The sequence below is a fragment of the Pseudogulbenkiania sp. FW507-F1 genome, assembly GCF_058781125.1.
The window spans coordinates 1-15,420 of the sequence record NZ_JBYSWM010000029.1 but is presented as its reverse complement, the minus strand read 5'-3'; the positions used below and the strand labels follow the sequence as shown (position 1 = coordinate 15,420).

The window sequence follows — 15,420 nt, the reverse complement described above, 5'->3', positions numbered from 1 at the left end:
ACGCGTACCAGAGGAGAACGACCATGAACGAAACACTGGCCAGCTTCATCCGCGAGCACACCATCCACGAGGTGGAGTGCGTGATCCCGGACATGACCGGCGTGGCGCGCGGCAAGATCGTGCCCAAGGCCCTGTTTCTGGCCGAGGACAGCATGAAGATGTCGAAGGCGGTACTGACCATCACCGTGAACGGCGAATTCGCCGAGTTCGAGCGCTTTGCCGGCGCCAACGATCCGGACATGGTGTGCCGCCCGGACCCGTCCACCATCCGCCTGGTGCCGTGGGCGATCGAGCCGGTGGCGGTGGTGATCCACGACTGCGAGGATTTCGACGGCCGCCCGGTGGGCATCTCGCCGCGCGCGGTGCTGCGCCGCGTGCTGCAGCTGTACGAGAACCGCGGCTGGCGCCCGGTGGTGGCACCGGAGATGGAGTTCTACCTGATCCGCCAGAACACCAACCCGCACGAGCCGCTGCGGCCGCCGCCGGGGCGCGCCGGCCGCTCCGAGGTGGGGCGCCAGTCGTTCTCCATCGACGCGGTCAACGATTTCGACCCGTTCTTCCAGGAGCTGTCGTCGTTCTGCCAGGCGGCCAGGCTCAACGTCGAGACGCTGATCCACGAAGTGGGCGCCTGCCAGATGGAGATCAACTTCAGCCACGGCGACGCTCTGGAACTGGCCGACCAGGTGTTCCTGTTCAAGCGCGCGGTGCGCGAAACCGCCTACCGCCACAACATCTTCGCCACCTTCATGGCCAAGCCGATGGAGGGCGAGCCGGGCAGCGCCATGCACATCCACCAGAGCATCGTGGACCGCGACAGCGGCGACAACCTCTTCTCCAACCCGGACGGCAGCGCCAGCGCGCTGTTCTTCCAGCACATCGGCGGCATGCAGCACTACCTGCCGCAGGCGATGCCGATGTTCGCCCCCTACGTCAACAGCTACCGCCGCCTGAGCCGCCACACCGCGGCGCCGATCAACGTGCGCTGGGGCTACGACAACCGCACCTGCGGCATCCGCATTCCGCCGTCCGGCCCGGCCGCGCGCCGCCTGGAAAACCGCCTGCCGGGGGTGGACGTCAACCCCTACCTGGCGATGGCGGCGACGCTGGCCTGCGGCTACCTCGGCATGGTGCACCGGCTGGAACCGTCGGCGCCGATGAGCGACAGCGCCTACGACATGGACTACGAGCTGCCGCGCAGCCTGGAAGACGCGGTGGAACGGATGCAGGACTGCCCGGAGCTGGCCGAGATCCTGGGCGAGGAATTCGTGCAGGCGTTCTGCGCGGTGAAGGAAAAGGAATTCGAAACCTTCAACCGCGCCATCACCGCCTGGGAGCGCGAGCACCTGCAGCTGCACGTGTAAGAACCTGCTGACGGTTTGCTGCGCTTCGGCGCTACGGCGTGAGTTCGATTCAGGGAGGCGCATTGACTCCATGTCAACTCCGCGCCCCTCGGTTTTCGCCTTGGCGCGCTCTCGCTCGCCAGATCGTCAACAGGTTCTCCCGCCTCGCCGAATGAATTTTCGGGTTGCGGCCACGGTTCGCCGCAACCCGCTCAAGACACGACCAAGGAGGCCCCATGGCTACCCGTCACGGCATCAACTGGGACAAGGCGCTGGCGCTGTACGCCGCCGAGCGCGACGCCTTCATCGGCCGCATGCCGCGCTCCTGCGAGCTGTCGGCCGCCGCCGCCAATCATCTGCTGTTCGGCGTGCCGCTGCACTGGATGGACGACTGGTCCACGCCGTTCTCGCTGTACGTGGCGGCGGCGCAGGGCGCGCGCTTCCGCGACGTGGACGGCCACGACTACGTCGATTTCTGCCTCGGCGACACCGGCGCCATGCTCGGCCACAGCCCCAAACCGGTGGCCGCGGCCATCGCCCGCCAGGCGGAGCGCGGCTACACCGCCATGCTGCCGAGCGAGGACGGGGTGTGGGTGGCCGAGGAGCTGGCGCGCCGCTTCGGCCTGCCGTACTGGCAGTTCGCGCTGTCGGCCTCGGACGCCAACCGCTTCGCCATCCGCTGGGCGCGGGCGATCAGCGGCCGCCGCAAGGTGCTGATCTTCAACGGCTGCTACCACGGCACGGTGGACGACGTGTTCGTCGACCTGGTGGACGGCCAGCCGCAGACGCGCGCCAGCCTGCTGGGCCAGGTCTACGACATCACCCGCCACACGCGCAGCGTGGAATTCAACGACCTGGCGGCGCTGGAAGCCGCGCTGCAGGACGGCGAGGTGGCCTGCCTGCTGGCCGAGCCGGCCATGACCAACATCGGCATGGTGCTGCCGCAACCGGGCTTCTGGCCGGCGGCGCAGGCCTTGTGCCGGCGCTACGGCACGCTGCTGCTGATCGACGAAACCCACACCATCAGCAGCGGCCCCGGCGGCTACACCCGCGCCCACGGCCTTGAGCCGGACCTGCTGGTGGTCGGCAAGCCGGTGGCGGGCGGGGTGCCGTGCGCGGTGTACGGCTTCAGCGCCGAGTTGGCCCGGCAGGCCGAGGCCGCCAAGCGCAACGCGCCGCCGGGGCACAGCGGCATCGGCACCACGCTCACCGCCAACCTGCTGGCGATGGCGGCGATGCGCGCCAACCTCGCCGAGGTGATGACCGACGACGCCTACCGTTACATGTTCGGCCTGGCCGAAAGGTTGGCCGAAGGGCTGCGCCGCGTCATCGACGCGCAGCGGCTGCCGTGGTGCGTGACCCGGATCGGCGCCCGCACCGAGTTCCAGTTCGCCGCCGTGCCGCCGCGCAACGGCAGCGAGGCGGTGCGGATTCTCGACAGCGAGCTGGAGCACATCGTGCACCTGTTCCTGCTCAACCGCGGCCTGCTGATCACGCCGTTCCACAACATGATGCTGGTGTGCCCGGACACCACGCCCGCCGAGGTCGACCGCCTGGTGGCGGCGTTCGCGGCGTTCGTCGCGGCGGTCAGGTAAGGCCCAAGGTTGGCCGAAGCAGGTCGGCCTGATGGCGGTGACGTGGCGGAGCGCCCGGCGCTGGCCGGCCGTCCCCGCTTCAGGGACCGCTGCAAGGCCTTGCAGCGGTTGACCGGGGCGTTGGCCTGCGCATGCGATGCGGCCTTCGTGCTGGTTGGCTAGACCGGTAACTGCATTCAATTTCCGTCAAATTCTGATTTTTACGGCGAAAATTTGTATTGATAACCCAGTTAAAATGAATAAATGACCAAAATGCAATAATTCAATAAATAAATGCATTTAACTTTATGGCGGCTTTTCACCACAATCCAATCACTGATTCAACGCCTGTGGTGGAGCCAATCCATGTTGACCCCGATTCCCTGCCTCCTGATGCGAGGAGGCACTTCCAAAGGCCCGTTCTTCCTGGCCGACGACCTGCCGGCCGATCCGGAGACGCGCAACGCCGTGCTGTTGTCGGTGATGGGCTCGCCCGACCTGCGCCAGATCGACGGCATCGGCGGCGGCGACTCGCTGACCAGCAAGGTGGCCATCGTCAGCCGCTCGCAGCGCCCCGGCATCGACGTCGATTACCTGTTTGCCCAGGTCTCGGTCAGCCAGCGCGCGGTCGATACCAACCCCAACTGCGGCAACATGCTGTCCGGGGTCGGTCCGTTCGCCATCGAGCAGGGGCTGGTGCCGGCGGCCGATCCGGTGACGCCGGTGCGCATCTTCAACGTCAACACCGGCAAGGTGATCGAGGCGCTGGTGCCGACGCCGAGCGGCGAAGTGACCTACGAAGGCGAAGTGCACATCGACGGCGTGCCCGGCGCCGCCGCCGGCATCGTGCTCAACTTCCTGGACGCCGCCGGCGCCAAGACCGGCAAGCTGCTGCCCACCGGGCAGGCGCTCGACATCGTGGATGGCATCGCGGTGTCCTGCGTCGACTTTTCCACCCCCATCGTGCTGGTGGCGGCCGCCGACCTGGGCATCAGCGGCCACGAGAGCAAGGCCGAACTCGATGCCAACGCCGCACTGCTGGCCCGCCTCGAAGCCGTGCGCCAGGCCGCCGCGCGGCGCATGGGGCTGGGCGATGTGAGCGCCAGCGTGTTGCCGAAGATCGCCGTACTGGCCGCCCCGGCCAGTGACGGCAGCATCAGCTCGCGCTATTTCACCCCCTGGGCCTGCCACGCCGCCCACGCCGTGACCGGCGCCCTGTGCGTCGCCGCCGCCTGCCTGATCCCCGGCTCGGTGGCCTCGCGCCTGGTGCGCCGCCGGGCCGATCAGCCCGACCGCATCGCCATCGAACACCCGTCCGGCCAGCTGGAAACGCAGGTCGATCTGCAAGCCGCGCCGGCCGGCGAGCCCCCGGTGATCCGTCGCGTCGGCATCGTCAGAACCGCCCGGCCCCTGTTCAGCGGCCAGGTGCTGATTCCCGGAACGGTCTGGAAAAAAGCCGGCTGAACCGACAAGAAAGAGAGTGAGGAGACATCATGCAAGCCAAAATTTTTAAATCCCTGTACCTGCAGGTGATCATTGCCGTCGTGATCGGCATCGCCTTCGGTCACTTCTTCCCGAGCCAGGGCGCCGCGCTCAAGCCGCTGGGCGACGCCTTCGTCAAGCTGGTGAAGATGATGATCTCGCCGGTGGTGTTCTGCACCATCGCCATCGGCATCGCCTCGCTGGGCGACAAGAGCCAGCTCGGGCGCATCCTGGGCAAGACGCTCGGCCTGTTCCTGGTGCTGACGCTGCTGGCGCTGGGCTTCGGCCTGGCGGCGGTGAACGTGATCCGTCCGGGTGCGGGGATGAACATCGACCCCAGCCAGCTCGATACCAGCGGCATTGCCAAGTACACCCATAGCGCCAAGGGGCTCAACGCCGTCGACTTCTTCATGCACATGATCCCGGACTCGTTCGTCGGCGCCTTCACCCAGGGCGAGGTGCTGCCGGTGCTGCTGCTGGCGGTGCTGACCGGCTTTGCCCTGTCGGCCGCCAGCGGCAAGGGCGGCGACAGACTGCTGGCCTGGCTGGAGGACATGTCGCAAATCCTGTTCCGCGTGTTCAACTTCGTGATGAAGGTGGCCCCGATCGGTGCCTTCGGCGCCATGGCCTTCACCGTCGGCAAGTACGGCGTGCACTCGCTGGCCTCGCTGGGCCAGCTGATCCTGACCTTCTACGTGGCCTGCATCGGCTTTGTGGTGGTCGTGTTGGGCGGCCTGTGCCGCTTGAGCGGGTTCAGCCTGTGGCGCACGCTCAAGTACTTCCGTGAGGAACTGCTGGTGGTGTTGGGGACGTCTTCCACCGAACCGGTGCTGCCGCGCGTGCTGCAGAAGCTGGAGAAACTGGGCTGCAGCAAGGGCGTGGCCGGTTTCGTCCTGCCCACCGGCTACTCCTTCAACCTGGCCGGCACCGCGATCTACCTGTCGCTCGCCAGCCTGTTCATCGCCCAGGCCTGCAATATCGATCTTTCCTGGCAGCAGACGGCGATCATGCTCGGCATCATGCTGCTGTCCTCCAAGGGCGCGGCCGGCGTCACCGGCAGCGGCTTCGTGGCGCTGGCCGCCACCCTGGTGGTGGTGCACGACATCCCCCTGGCCGGTATCGCGCTGCTCTTGGGCATCGATCGCTTCATGTCCGAAGCCCGCGCGCTGACCAGCATCATCAGCAACATCGTGTGCTCGCTGGTGGTCGCGCTGTGGGAGAAGGCCTGCGACCGAGAACAACTGCTGGCGGAACTGTGCGAGCCAAGCCCCTTGGTGGAAGCGGTGGCGGAGGAGGCCGAGCCGCAACTGGAGGGGTTCACGGTGGCGGAAGGGCTGTCGCTGAAGTCCTGAGTGATACGAGGTCTGCGGGCCGGCTCCTGGGAGCCGGCCTTTTTCATTGCCGTGGCCGCGGCGCTGCTACGGCCTCATGCCCGGCTCGCGCCGCCACGATGCCCCCGGCGCGCTCCCGCCCCGGGGGCTCGGCGTGGCCGAGCTATCGCTGGCCCCGGTTTTGCGCCTATGCTTCAGGCGGCCGTCTTCGGCCAACCTTAGCGATGGGAGAGAGATGGAGCTTCGGCAGTTGCGTTATTTCGTCAGCGTGGTGGAGCAGGGCAGCATGGGCCGCGCCGCGCTGGAACTGGGCGTCGGCACCTCGGCGCTGAGCCAGCAGATCAGCCGGCTCGAGGGCGAACTCGCCACGCGCCTGCTACAGCGGACGTCGACCGGCGTGATTCCGACCGACGCCGGCCTCGCCTTCTGGCGCCAGGCGCAACTGGCGATCCGCCACGCCGACGACGCCGTGCGTGCCGCGCGCCTGGCGCGGCTGTCCGGCCACGTCAGCATCGGCATGGCGCCCAGCACCTCGGCGCTGCTGGGGCTGCCGTTCATGGCGGCGATGCGCGAGCGTTATCCCGACATCCGCCTGCACCTGGTCGAGAGCCTGTCCGGCAACCTGGCCACCCTGACCGGCGCGCGCCAGCTCGATCTCGCCATCCTGTTCCAGGTCGACCGCACCCAGCGCTGGAGCGTGCAGCCCTTGCTCGAGGAGCGCCTGTTCCTGATCGCCCCGCCCGACATGCCGGGCCTGCCGGCGCCCGGCCCGCTGCGGCTCGACCAGCTGGGCGCGCTGCCGCTGATCCTGCCGAGCGGGCCGCACGGCCTGCGCGCGCTGCTCGACGCCGCGTCCGCCCACGGCCGGCTCGACCTCAACATCGTGGCCGAGATCGACGGCCTGGCGCTGCTGATGGACGCGGTGCGCGCCGGTTACGGCGCCACCCTCCAGCCCGGCGCCGCCATCGCCCGGCTGCGGCACGAAGCGCTGACCCTGATCGAGATCGACGACGCCACGGTGCGCCGCCCCAATCTGCTGGTCAGCCTGTGCGACGACGAGCTGTCGCCGGCCGGCCTCGCCGCGCGCGTGGTGCTGGAGCAGGTCGCGCGCGGCCTGGTCGAGCAGGGGCGCTGGCCGGGCGCCACCCTTCACGAACGCTAAACACCCCTTGCCGCAACCGGTCTGGCGGCCGCTCGCGCCACTCTCTACAGTCTCTCCATCACCAGGGAGACTGTATCGATGTTCGATGTTGTTGTGATCGGCGGCGGTAACGCCGCCCTCTGTGCCGCGCTGATGGCGCGCGAGGCGGGCGCCTCGGTGCTGCTGCTCGAAGCCGCCCCGCGCGCATGGCGCGGCGGCAATTCCCAGCACACCCGCAATCTGCGCTGCATGCATGACGCGCCGCAGGACGTGCTGGTCGAAGCCTATCCGGAAGAGGAGTACTGGCAGGATCTGCTGCGCGTCACCGGCGGCCTCACCGATGAGGCGCTGGCGCGGCTGGTGATCCAGGCCTCGTCCCACTGCCGCGACTGGATGCGCCGGCACGGCGTCCACTTTCAGCCGTCCTTGTCCGGCGCGCTGCACACGGCGCGCACCAACGCCTTCTTCATGGGCGGCGGCAAGGCGCTGGTGAACGCCTACTACCGCAGTGCCGAGCGTCTCGGCGTGCAGATCCGCTACGACGCCGCGGTCGATGCGCTGGAGCTTGAGGATGGCCGCTTCGTTGCCGTCCGCCTCGGGGAGGAACGCATCCCGGCCCGCGCCTGCGTGCTCGCCGCCGGCGGCTTCGAGTCCAACCGCGAATGGCTGCGCGAAGCCTGGGGCCAGAACGACAACGGCGAATGGCCGGCTGACAACTTCCTGATCCGCGGCACGCGCTTCAACCAGGGCACGCTGCTCAAGTTCATGATCGACGCCGGCGCCGACACCGTGGGCGAGCCGTCGCAATCGCACTGCGTGGCGATCGACGCGCGCGCGCCGCTCTACGACGGCGGCATCTGCACCCGCGTCGACTGCGTCTCGCTCGGCATCGTGCTCAACCGCCACGCCGAGCGCTTCTACGACGAGGGCGAGGATTTCTGGCCCAAGCGCTACGCCATCTGGGGACGCCTGGTCGCCCGTCAGCCAGGGCAGATCGGCTACTCCATCATCGACGCCAAGGCCATCGGCCGCTTCATGCCGCCGGTGTTCCCCGGCGTCAAGGCCGACACCCTGCCCGAACTGGCGCGCCGGCTCGGGCTCGACGAGACGGCCTTCGTGCGCACCGTGGCCGACTACAACGCCGCCTGCCATGTCGGCCGCTTCGACCACACCGTGCTCGACGACTGCCACACCACCGGCCTCACCCCGGCCAAGACGCACTGGGCGCGGCCGCTCGACACCCCGCCGTTCTACGGCTACGCGCTGCGGCCCGGCATCACCTTCACCTACCTCGGCCTCAAGGTCGACCAGCACGCCGCGGTCCATTTCGGCGGCCGGCCCAGCCCGAACCTGTTCGTGGCGGGCGAGATGATGGCCGGCAACGTGCTCGGCCAGGGCTATCTCGCCGGTATCGGCATGTCCATCGGCACCGCCTTCGGCCGCATCGCCGGCACTCACGCGGCACGGGCCGCACGACAAGGGACGCACCATGAAGCAGCTTGATGTCTTGATCCGCGAAGCCGGCCGCTTCGACCAGGCAACGCCGGCCAGCGCCACGCTCACCGACAACGAGGACGAAGTCGGCCGCGCCATGCAGATCTGCAACGCCTGCCGCTATTGCGAGGGATTCTGCGCCGTGTTCCCGGCCATGACCCATCGCATCGAGTTCGGCAAGGCCGACATCCATTACCTCGCCAACCTGTGCCACAACTGCGGCGCCTGCCTGCACGCCTGCCAATACGCACCGCCGCACGAGTTCGCCGTCAACGTTCCGCAGGCCATGGCCAAGGTGCGCGGCCAGACCTATGGCGACTACGCCTGGCCGCCCGCGCTGGGCGCGCTCTACCGCCGTGCCGGGCTGACCGTGGCGCTGGCGTTGGCCGGGGGGCTGGCGCTGTTCCTGATGTTGCTGCTCGGCACACGCGCCGAGTTGCTGGGCCAGCCCCTGGGTGGAGATTTCTACGCGTTCTTCCCGCACAACACGCTCGCACTGCTGTTCGGTGCCGTGTTCGGTTTTGCGGTACTCGCGCTCGGCGTTGGCGTTAGCCGCTTCTGGCGCAGCATTACGCCGGGAGAGGCCACCGGCCCGGCCGTGGCCGAAGCCACGCACGACGTACTGCGCTTGAAGTATCTCGATGGCGGCCACGGCGAAGGCTGCAACAACGCGGACGATGCCTTCACTTTGTGGCGCCGGCGTTTCCACCACTTCACCTTCTACGGCTTTCTGGCCTGTTTTGCCGCCACCGCCGTCGCCACCCTCTACCACTACCTGCTGGGAATGCCGGCGCCTTACGCCCTGACCAGCCTGCCGGTGTTGCTGGGAAGTATCGGCGGGGTCGGCTTGCTGATCGGTCCGGCCGGCTTGCTGTGGCTGAACTTGCGGCGCCACCCGGCGCAGGGCGATGCCGCGCAAAAACCGATGGACCGCGGCTTCATCGCCTTGCTGCTGCTCACCAGCGCGACCGGCCTCGCCGTGCTGGCCGGCCGCGACAGCGGCGCCATGGGGGTCCTGCTCGCCGCGCACCTCGGGGTGGTGATGGCACTGTTCGCGACGCTGCCCTACGGCAAGTTCGCGCACGGCATCTACCGTTCGGCGGCGTTGTTGAAGTGGGCGATCGAAAAGCGCCAGCCCAACCGGCTGCAACTGGGGTCGGACTGACCGTCAGCTCTTGGTGGCGGGGCAGGGCGATGGTAGGAGTTGTCGTTGCTCCGCTGGCCGGCTTGGCCGCGTGTATGGGTGATCGAGGCGACGTCAGGCTGTTTGGGCTGGCGGTGGCCGGCTGTGCCCGCCCGCCGCCTTGCCCGTCGCGGGGGCGTTGCTACTGCGCCGGCTTGTCGCTGAGCGCGCTGAGGTTGGCCTTCAGCTGCGCGCCCATCGGCATGTTCAGATTCATGCCTTTGGGGGGGATTGGGGATTCGAACCACTTGCGGTAGAGCCGCGTGAATTCGCCCGATTTCATCAGGCGGGCGAGGGTGCCGTCCACCAGCGCCTTGAACTCGGGATCGTCCTTGCGCAGCATGCAGCCGTAGGGCTCCACCTGCAGCGCGTCCCCCACCACCTCGAGCGAATCCGGGTTCTTGGCGTTCGCTTTCAGGCCAAACAGCAAGATATCGTCGAGCGCCAGCGCCACCGCCTGATCGTTTTCCACCAGTTGCAAAGCGTCGCCGTAGTCCTTGCCCAGGACGAACTGCATGTCGAGGTGGTTGTCGGCGCTGTACTGGCGGATGACCTTCTCGTTGGTGCTGCCCGCCGTCGAGGCCACGGTCTTCTTGGCCAGGTCGGCGTAGCTCGTGATATGGGCGGTCTTCTTCGCCAGCAGGCGCGTGCCGGCATAGAAGTGGCTGATGGCAAACGCCACGTCCTTGCCGCGCGCCGCGTTGTTGGTGGTTGAACCGCACTCCAGGTCGTAGGTGCCGTCCACCAGCAAGGGGATGCGGTTCTGCGAGGTGACCGGGATGGCGGCCACTTCGAGGTTCGGTTTTTTCAGCTTCTTGCGCACATCGTCGACGATGGCGTTGGTCAGATCCACCGAGAACCCCACGGCCTTGTCCGAGCCCGGCAAATAACTGAAAGGCACGGCGGCTTCACGGTATGACACGGTGATCTTGTTGCTCGCGGCCACCTTTTCCAGCGTGGACGCCGCAACAGCCGGCAGGGTGCAGACCAGGCCGGTGGCGATCAAAGCAGTCGTCATGAGTTTCTTGGTCTTCATGTTTTTCCTTTCTGTTGGATGGACTGCTCCAATGGAGGTGCGCTCCTCATTTTCTGGATGACAGCAACGGTTCCGAATCCGATGCAGTCCAGATCACTATAGAAGTGGACGTGGCGGCGATGCCTGCTGCGGGACCGCTTTGTTTGACGAAGCGCAAGTGTTTGGTTTTAGTGATAGGTCCGAAGCCGCACCAGCTCTTCGTGCAACCATTGCCGGCTTGTCACGGTCGCCCCGCCGTTGCACCGCACCTGGTACGGTTGGCCGCTCAGACTGCTTGCTGTGGCGGCCCGTTCGATAAAGTCCTCGGTGGTCGCGATCAGGTTTCGCGCCACCAAATAGCGGTATTTGTCGCGTATATGCGCCTGCGCCGTTTTGGCGTCGTGCCAGGAGCCATTGCGATAAAACTGGCAGCCAGAGCCTTCGATATAGCCGAGCAGAAAACCCACTTCCATTTGCACCGCGGCGGGGGGTTCCGCACGCGCCGCGGGCGGCCATAGCAGCCCCAGCATCAATACCGCCCCGGCGTATCTCGGTTTCATAGTTCCTTGTCCAGTGGCAACAGAGAAAGGGTATGGGCCTTGATTCTTTCCTCGGCGTTGCGGGCCGGCTCTTCGTCGTACTCAACGGCCTTGCCGTTTTCCTCGGTGTGCCACACCAGACCGGGAGCCTTCCCCGTTTCGCTTGGCCGCAGTGTCAGCCGGTAGGAGTTGACCGGCTGCACCATGGCGTCAAAACGCTGGGCAATCTGCCGGGCGAGGGCGGGGCTGTCGATGATCAAGCCTATCTCGGTATTGAGATGCATCGAACGCTGATCGAAATTCATCGAGCCGATGAACACCTTCCGGCGGTCGAAGACAAACAGTTTGGCGTGCAGCGAATAATTGCCGAAACGGGAGATCGCCGCGCTCTGGCCGCTGCCTTTGGCGTTTCCCAGTAACGATCGCACCTCGTACAGCTCCACACCCTGCTCGAGCAGGGGCACCCGGTAATGCATATAGCCGGAATGAGCCAGCAATACGGTGGTCGATTCGAGTGAATTGGTCAGTATCCGCACCCTGACGTTGCGCTGGCGTAGCTGTTCGAACAGGCGCATGCCTTCGTTCCCGGGGATCAGGTAGGGCGTCACCATCAGCAATTCGGATTGCACTGCAAGCGTCGTGTTGGCCACCGGGCGCTGCATCAGCTGCCCTACCATCGCGCCCTGCACCACCTTGCGCTTGTCGGGGCTGTCGTAGACCAGTTGCGCCGGCGCCCAGGTCAGCGGCAAGCGGCCGGAGATCATCCCCTCAAAGGGCTCTCCGGTGGCGACCCGCCTGACGTAGTCGACACCACTGGCTTTCAACTCCTGATGCTGCTCGTTCAAGGCGTCGCGATGCTCATTCAATTCGGCATGCGAGGGTTTCTTGCCGGCCAGTGCCGCAACCGGGATCGACAGCGGGCTGTTCCAGTACTCATCGAAAGACCTCGAGAGCTGGGGGATGATAGGGCCGGCGGCAAAGACGTCCTCGTCGGCGAACTGGGATGCGGGGTTGATCTGAAAGTATTGATCGCCGATGTTGCGCCCGCCAAGCAGCGCCATGGCGTTGTCCACGACCAGCAGTTTATTGTGCATCCGGTAGTCGAGGCGGGAGGCGTTGAACATGAACTCGATGGATCGGAACAGCTTCGAATGGCCGCGGTACGTGAACGGGTTGAAGAGACGAATCTCGACCGAAGGATGGGCTGCCAGACGGGTAATCTGCTCGTCCCCAGCCTCCGTTTCCGCATCGTCGATCAGCACGCGTACGCGTACCCCGCGATCGGCCGCGCGCAGCACCGCTCCGGTCAGCAGCCGGCCCGTTTCATCCCCACGGAAAATGAAGTATTGAAGGTCGAGAGAGCGTTCGGCGGCGTTGATCATCTGCATGCGGGTCAGAAAGCCGTCGGCGCCGACCGGGATGATGCGAAAACCGGAGTGGCCGGCATGGGCCCGCGCCGCCTGGTCAAACAGCCGGCCAAGCCGGGTCTCCTCGGGGTGAGCCAGCGCCGTGGAGGCGGTTTTGGCAACATCCGACCCCGGTGGCAGCGAACGGCAGCCACTGAGGATGGCGACCATCAGTACGACAAGCACAAGCTGGAGCCGGTGGATCATCACAATACTCCCCGCCGCTCCGGGAGCAGGCAAACCTGTCGGTTGCCAGGTCACGCCTCCGTCACCGCCCTGGCGGGAAAGCGGACCGTGGCGTCACCTCTCCGGCGGGGCGGCCATTGACGTAGAGGACTCCGGATTCAAGCGGTAGCTGCAACCGCGGGGTGAAGTTATTTGGCAAGTGTTTTGTAGTGTAGTTTTTTCCGTGGGCACGCATGCCCTTTCCGCGCCACCGTATCAAGCCGGGCCGGTGTTCGGCTGACGACGAGCACGCTGCGGTAGCGCGGCGCGAAAGGGCCGCCGAGCGCTTGTGGGATCCGTACGAATAGGGTCCAGTCCCCCGGGACGGGCTGCATCCGCACGGAGAACGGAGCCCGCCGCCTCACGGCCAGGTGCGGCTGGCGGCAAACTCGGCGGCCACCTCGCGGATCAGCGCCCATACCGTTTCGGCCAACGGCGACAGCGAGCGATTCTTGCGGCGCACCAGCATCAGCGAGCGCTCGACGGCGGGGAAGAGCGGCCGCACCACCAGATCGCTGGCTTCCGGCAAGGGCAGCGCCAGGATCGGCAGCACGCTGATGCCGATGCCGGCCTCGATCATGCGGTACACGGTGGTGGAATGGCCGAGTTCCTGCGCCACCCGCATGCTCACCTGCTGCTGGGCGAATGCCTTGTCGATGAGCGGCCGGCTGCCCGAGGCGTAGTCGAGCAGCACCAGCGGCTCGGCGGCGAGTTCGCTCCAGGCGACCGACCCGGCGGCGGCGAAGCGGTGATCGGCCCGGCAGACCAGGCAGAACGGCTCCTGCAGGATGGTCTCGCAATACAGGTCGTCGGCACCGAGCGGGTCGATGATCACTCCGAAATCAACCTCCCCGCTGCGCACGCTGGCGAGCACCAGCTGCTGCACCTGGTCGCGCAACATCAGCGACAGCTTGGGGTAGCGTTCGGCGCTGCGGGCGATGCAGGAGGGCATCAGGTTGGCCGAAATGGTCGGGCTGGCCGCCACCCGCACTCGTCCCTGGCGGGTTTCGCCCAGCTGGCGGGTCTCGGCGAGGCAACCTTCCAGTTCGTCGAGCAGCCGTTCCAGCGTGCCGGCCAGGTTTTGCCCGGCTTCGGTCAATGCCACGTCGCGGGTGGTACGGTCGAGCAGCTTCAGGCCCAGCTCCCCCTCCAGCTCGCGCAGCGCGTGGCTGACCGCCGGTTGCGACAGGCCGATCGCGTCACCGGCGCGACTGAAACTGCGGTGCCGAGCAACGGCAAGGAAGGTGCGTAATTGGCGCAGAGAGATGTTCATGCAGAAATTGAATGAATTGATCAGATAAATCCATTTGAATTCTATATCGGCTGGCAGCAAAAATAACGCCAATGAATGGAGGGCAGCGTTTGCTCTCGCAAGCGATCATCAGGAGTACCCCGTGGCACGACCCCGTTTCCTCCCCGACAACTTCACGCTGGCGCTGGTCATCACCGTGCTGCTCGCCACGTTCCTGCCCTGCGAAGGCCAAACCGCCGTGGTCTTCGGCAAGGTGACCTATGCGGCGATCGCGCTGCTGTTCTTCCTGCATGGAGCGAAGCTGTCGCGCGAAGCGGTGATCGCCGGGGCAACGCACTGGCGGCTGCACCTGCTGGTGTTCGCCAGCACCTTCATCCTGTTCCCGGCGATGGGCTTTGCGCTCAAACCCATCCTGTCCCCGCTGGTGACGCCGGACCTCTATCTGGGCGTGCTGTTCCTGTGCGCGCTGCCGGCCACGGTGCAGTCCTCCATCGCCTTCACCTCGATGGCGCGCGGTAATATCCCCGCAGCGGTGTGCAGCGCATCGGCGTCGAGCCTGATCGGCATCTTCCTGACCCCGCTGCTGGTCAGCGTGCTGGTGGTATCGCACGCCGGCGGCGCCAGCTCGTGGCACTCGATCATCGACATCATGGTGCAATTGCTGCTGCCCTTCCTGGCCGGCCAGGTGGCTCGACGCTGGATCGGTGGCTGGGTGGAGCGCAACAAGGCGATGCTGCGTTTCGTCGATCAGGGCTCGATTCTGCTGGTGGTCTATACGGCGTTCAGCGAGGCCGTCATCCAGGGGCTGTGGCACAACACCCCGGTGAAGGCGCTGGCCGGGCTGCTGGTGGTCAACGGCGTGTTGCTGGCGCTGGCGCTGTTCGCGACACGCACCGCGGCGCGCAAGCTCGGTTTCAATAAGGAAGACGAGATCACCATCGTCTTCTGCGGCTCGAAGAAGAGTCTGGCAAGCGGTATCCCGATGGCCAACGTGCTGTTCGCCGGCCATGCCGTAGGCGCAATCGTACTGCCCCTGATGCTGTTCCATCAGGTGCAGCTGATGGTGTGTGCGGTGCTGGCACAACGCTACCGGCATCGCCCGGAGAGCCCGGCGGCGGTCAAGCAGACCATTTGAACCTCGCGCATCGATGGCAAGCCCTCGCGATCGCACAGTCCGGGAACGGGCTTACGGGGCGGCTCAGCCAACCCAAGGCCAGGCCAGCGCAACCGTCTGGACCTGCGACTTCTCCTACGACTACGTGCGCATCAACGCCGACTACCGCAGCTGAACGCGGTGCAGGTTGGCCGAAGCCCGGCCCACCCGCCAGAAATGGCACCCACCCTGAAAAAGCCGGCGAAAACGCCGGCTTTTTGCATTTTCAGCGCGGTGCCGGCGGGCCGGAAGCGGCGCGGCAGGCGGGTGAGTTGGGTGGGCGGT

General features: G+C 66.5%; 13 protein-coding genes. 9 read left to right on the top strand and 4 right to left on the bottom strand.

The window, feature by feature from the left end; genetic code table 11:
• Positions 1-23: 23 nt before the first annotated feature.
• The 7 genes from AC3WG5_RS15965 to tcuB all read left to right on the top strand — a co-directional run bounded on the left by AC3WG5_RS15965 (position 24) and on the right by tcuB (position 9,527).
• Positions 24-1,361, top strand: a complete 1,338-nt coding sequence (locus AC3WG5_RS15965) for a glutamine synthetase family protein (RefSeq protein WP_008954558.1) — start codon at positions 24-26, stop codon at positions 1,359-1,361.
• Positions 1,362-1,576: 215 nt separating this feature from the next.
• On the top strand, positions 1,577-2,935 hold the full coding sequence (locus AC3WG5_RS15960; RefSeq protein WP_492569528.1) for an aspartate aminotransferase family protein: 1,359 nt from the start codon (positions 1,577-1,579) through the stop codon (positions 2,933-2,935).
• A gap of 345 nt (positions 2,936-3,280) precedes the next feature.
• Positions 3,281-4,378 (top strand): 4-oxalomesaconate tautomerase, encoded by a 1,098-nt coding sequence (locus AC3WG5_RS15955; RefSeq protein ID WP_492569526.1) that lies wholly within the window; start codon positions 3,281-3,283, stop codon positions 4,376-4,378.
• A gap of 29 nt (positions 4,379-4,407) precedes the next feature.
• Positions 4,408-5,748 (top strand): C4-dicarboxylate transporter DctA, encoded by a 1,341-nt coding sequence (gene dctA, locus AC3WG5_RS15950; protein WP_008954561.1) that lies wholly within the window; start codon positions 4,408-4,410, stop codon positions 5,746-5,748.
• Positions 5,749-5,962: 214 nt separating this feature from the next.
• On the top strand, positions 5,963-6,889 hold the full coding sequence (locus tag AC3WG5_RS15945) for a LysR family transcriptional regulator (RefSeq protein WP_008954562.1): 927 nt from the start codon (positions 5,963-5,965) through the stop codon (positions 6,887-6,889).
• Positions 6,890-6,967: 78 nt separating this feature from the next.
• A complete protein-coding gene (gene tcuA / locus AC3WG5_RS15940; RefSeq protein WP_492569523.1) occupies positions 6,968-8,371 on the top strand; it encodes an FAD-dependent tricarballylate dehydrogenase TcuA in 1,404 nt (467 codons plus the stop codon).
• Positions 8,358-9,527: a tricarballylate utilization 4Fe-4S protein TcuB gene (tcuB, locus tag AC3WG5_RS15935; RefSeq protein ID WP_492569521.1), complete on the top strand. Its 1,170-nt coding sequence runs from the start codon at positions 8,358-8,360 to the stop codon at positions 9,525-9,527. The genes tcuA and tcuB overlap by 14 nt, the downstream gene beginning before the upstream one ends.
• Positions 9,528-9,687: 160 nt before the next feature.
• Here the strand turns inward: tcuB and AC3WG5_RS15930 are convergent, their stop codons facing one another.
• The 4 genes from AC3WG5_RS15930 to AC3WG5_RS15915 all read right to left on the bottom strand — a co-directional run bounded on the left by AC3WG5_RS15930 (position 9,688) and on the right by AC3WG5_RS15915 (position 14,003).
• Positions 9,688-10,581, bottom strand: a complete 894-nt coding sequence (locus AC3WG5_RS15930) for a transporter substrate-binding domain-containing protein (protein WP_492569519.1) — start codon at positions 10,579-10,581, stop codon at positions 9,688-9,690.
• Positions 10,582-10,748: 167 nt separating this feature from the next.
• Positions 10,749-11,120 (bottom strand): YfeK family protein, encoded by a 372-nt coding sequence (locus tag AC3WG5_RS15925; RefSeq protein ID WP_492569517.1) that lies wholly within the window; start codon positions 11,118-11,120, stop codon positions 10,749-10,751.
• On the bottom strand, positions 11,117-12,712 hold the full coding sequence (locus AC3WG5_RS15920; protein ID WP_492569515.1) for a phospholipase D family protein: 1,596 nt from the start codon (positions 12,710-12,712) through the stop codon (positions 11,117-11,119). The genes AC3WG5_RS15925 and AC3WG5_RS15920 overlap by 4 nt, the downstream gene beginning before the upstream one ends.
• Positions 12,713-13,091: 379 nt before the next feature.
• On the bottom strand, positions 13,092-14,003 hold the full coding sequence (locus tag AC3WG5_RS15915; protein WP_492569513.1) for a LysR family transcriptional regulator: 912 nt from the start codon (positions 14,001-14,003) through the stop codon (positions 13,092-13,094).
• A gap of 121 nt (positions 14,004-14,124) precedes the next feature.
• Here AC3WG5_RS15915 and AC3WG5_RS15910 point away from each other — a divergent pair, with 121 nt between their 5' ends.
• A complete protein-coding gene (locus AC3WG5_RS15910; protein ID WP_492569512.1) occupies positions 14,125-15,117 on the top strand; it encodes a bile acid:sodium symporter family protein in 993 nt (330 codons plus the stop codon).
• 13 nt (positions 15,118-15,130) lie between these two features.
• Positions 15,131-15,271, top strand: a complete 141-nt coding sequence (locus tag AC3WG5_RS15905; RefSeq protein WP_492569510.1) for a bifunctional ornithine acetyltransferase/N-acetylglutamate synthase — start codon at positions 15,131-15,133, stop codon at positions 15,269-15,271.
• Positions 15,272-15,420 lie beyond the last annotated feature (149 nt).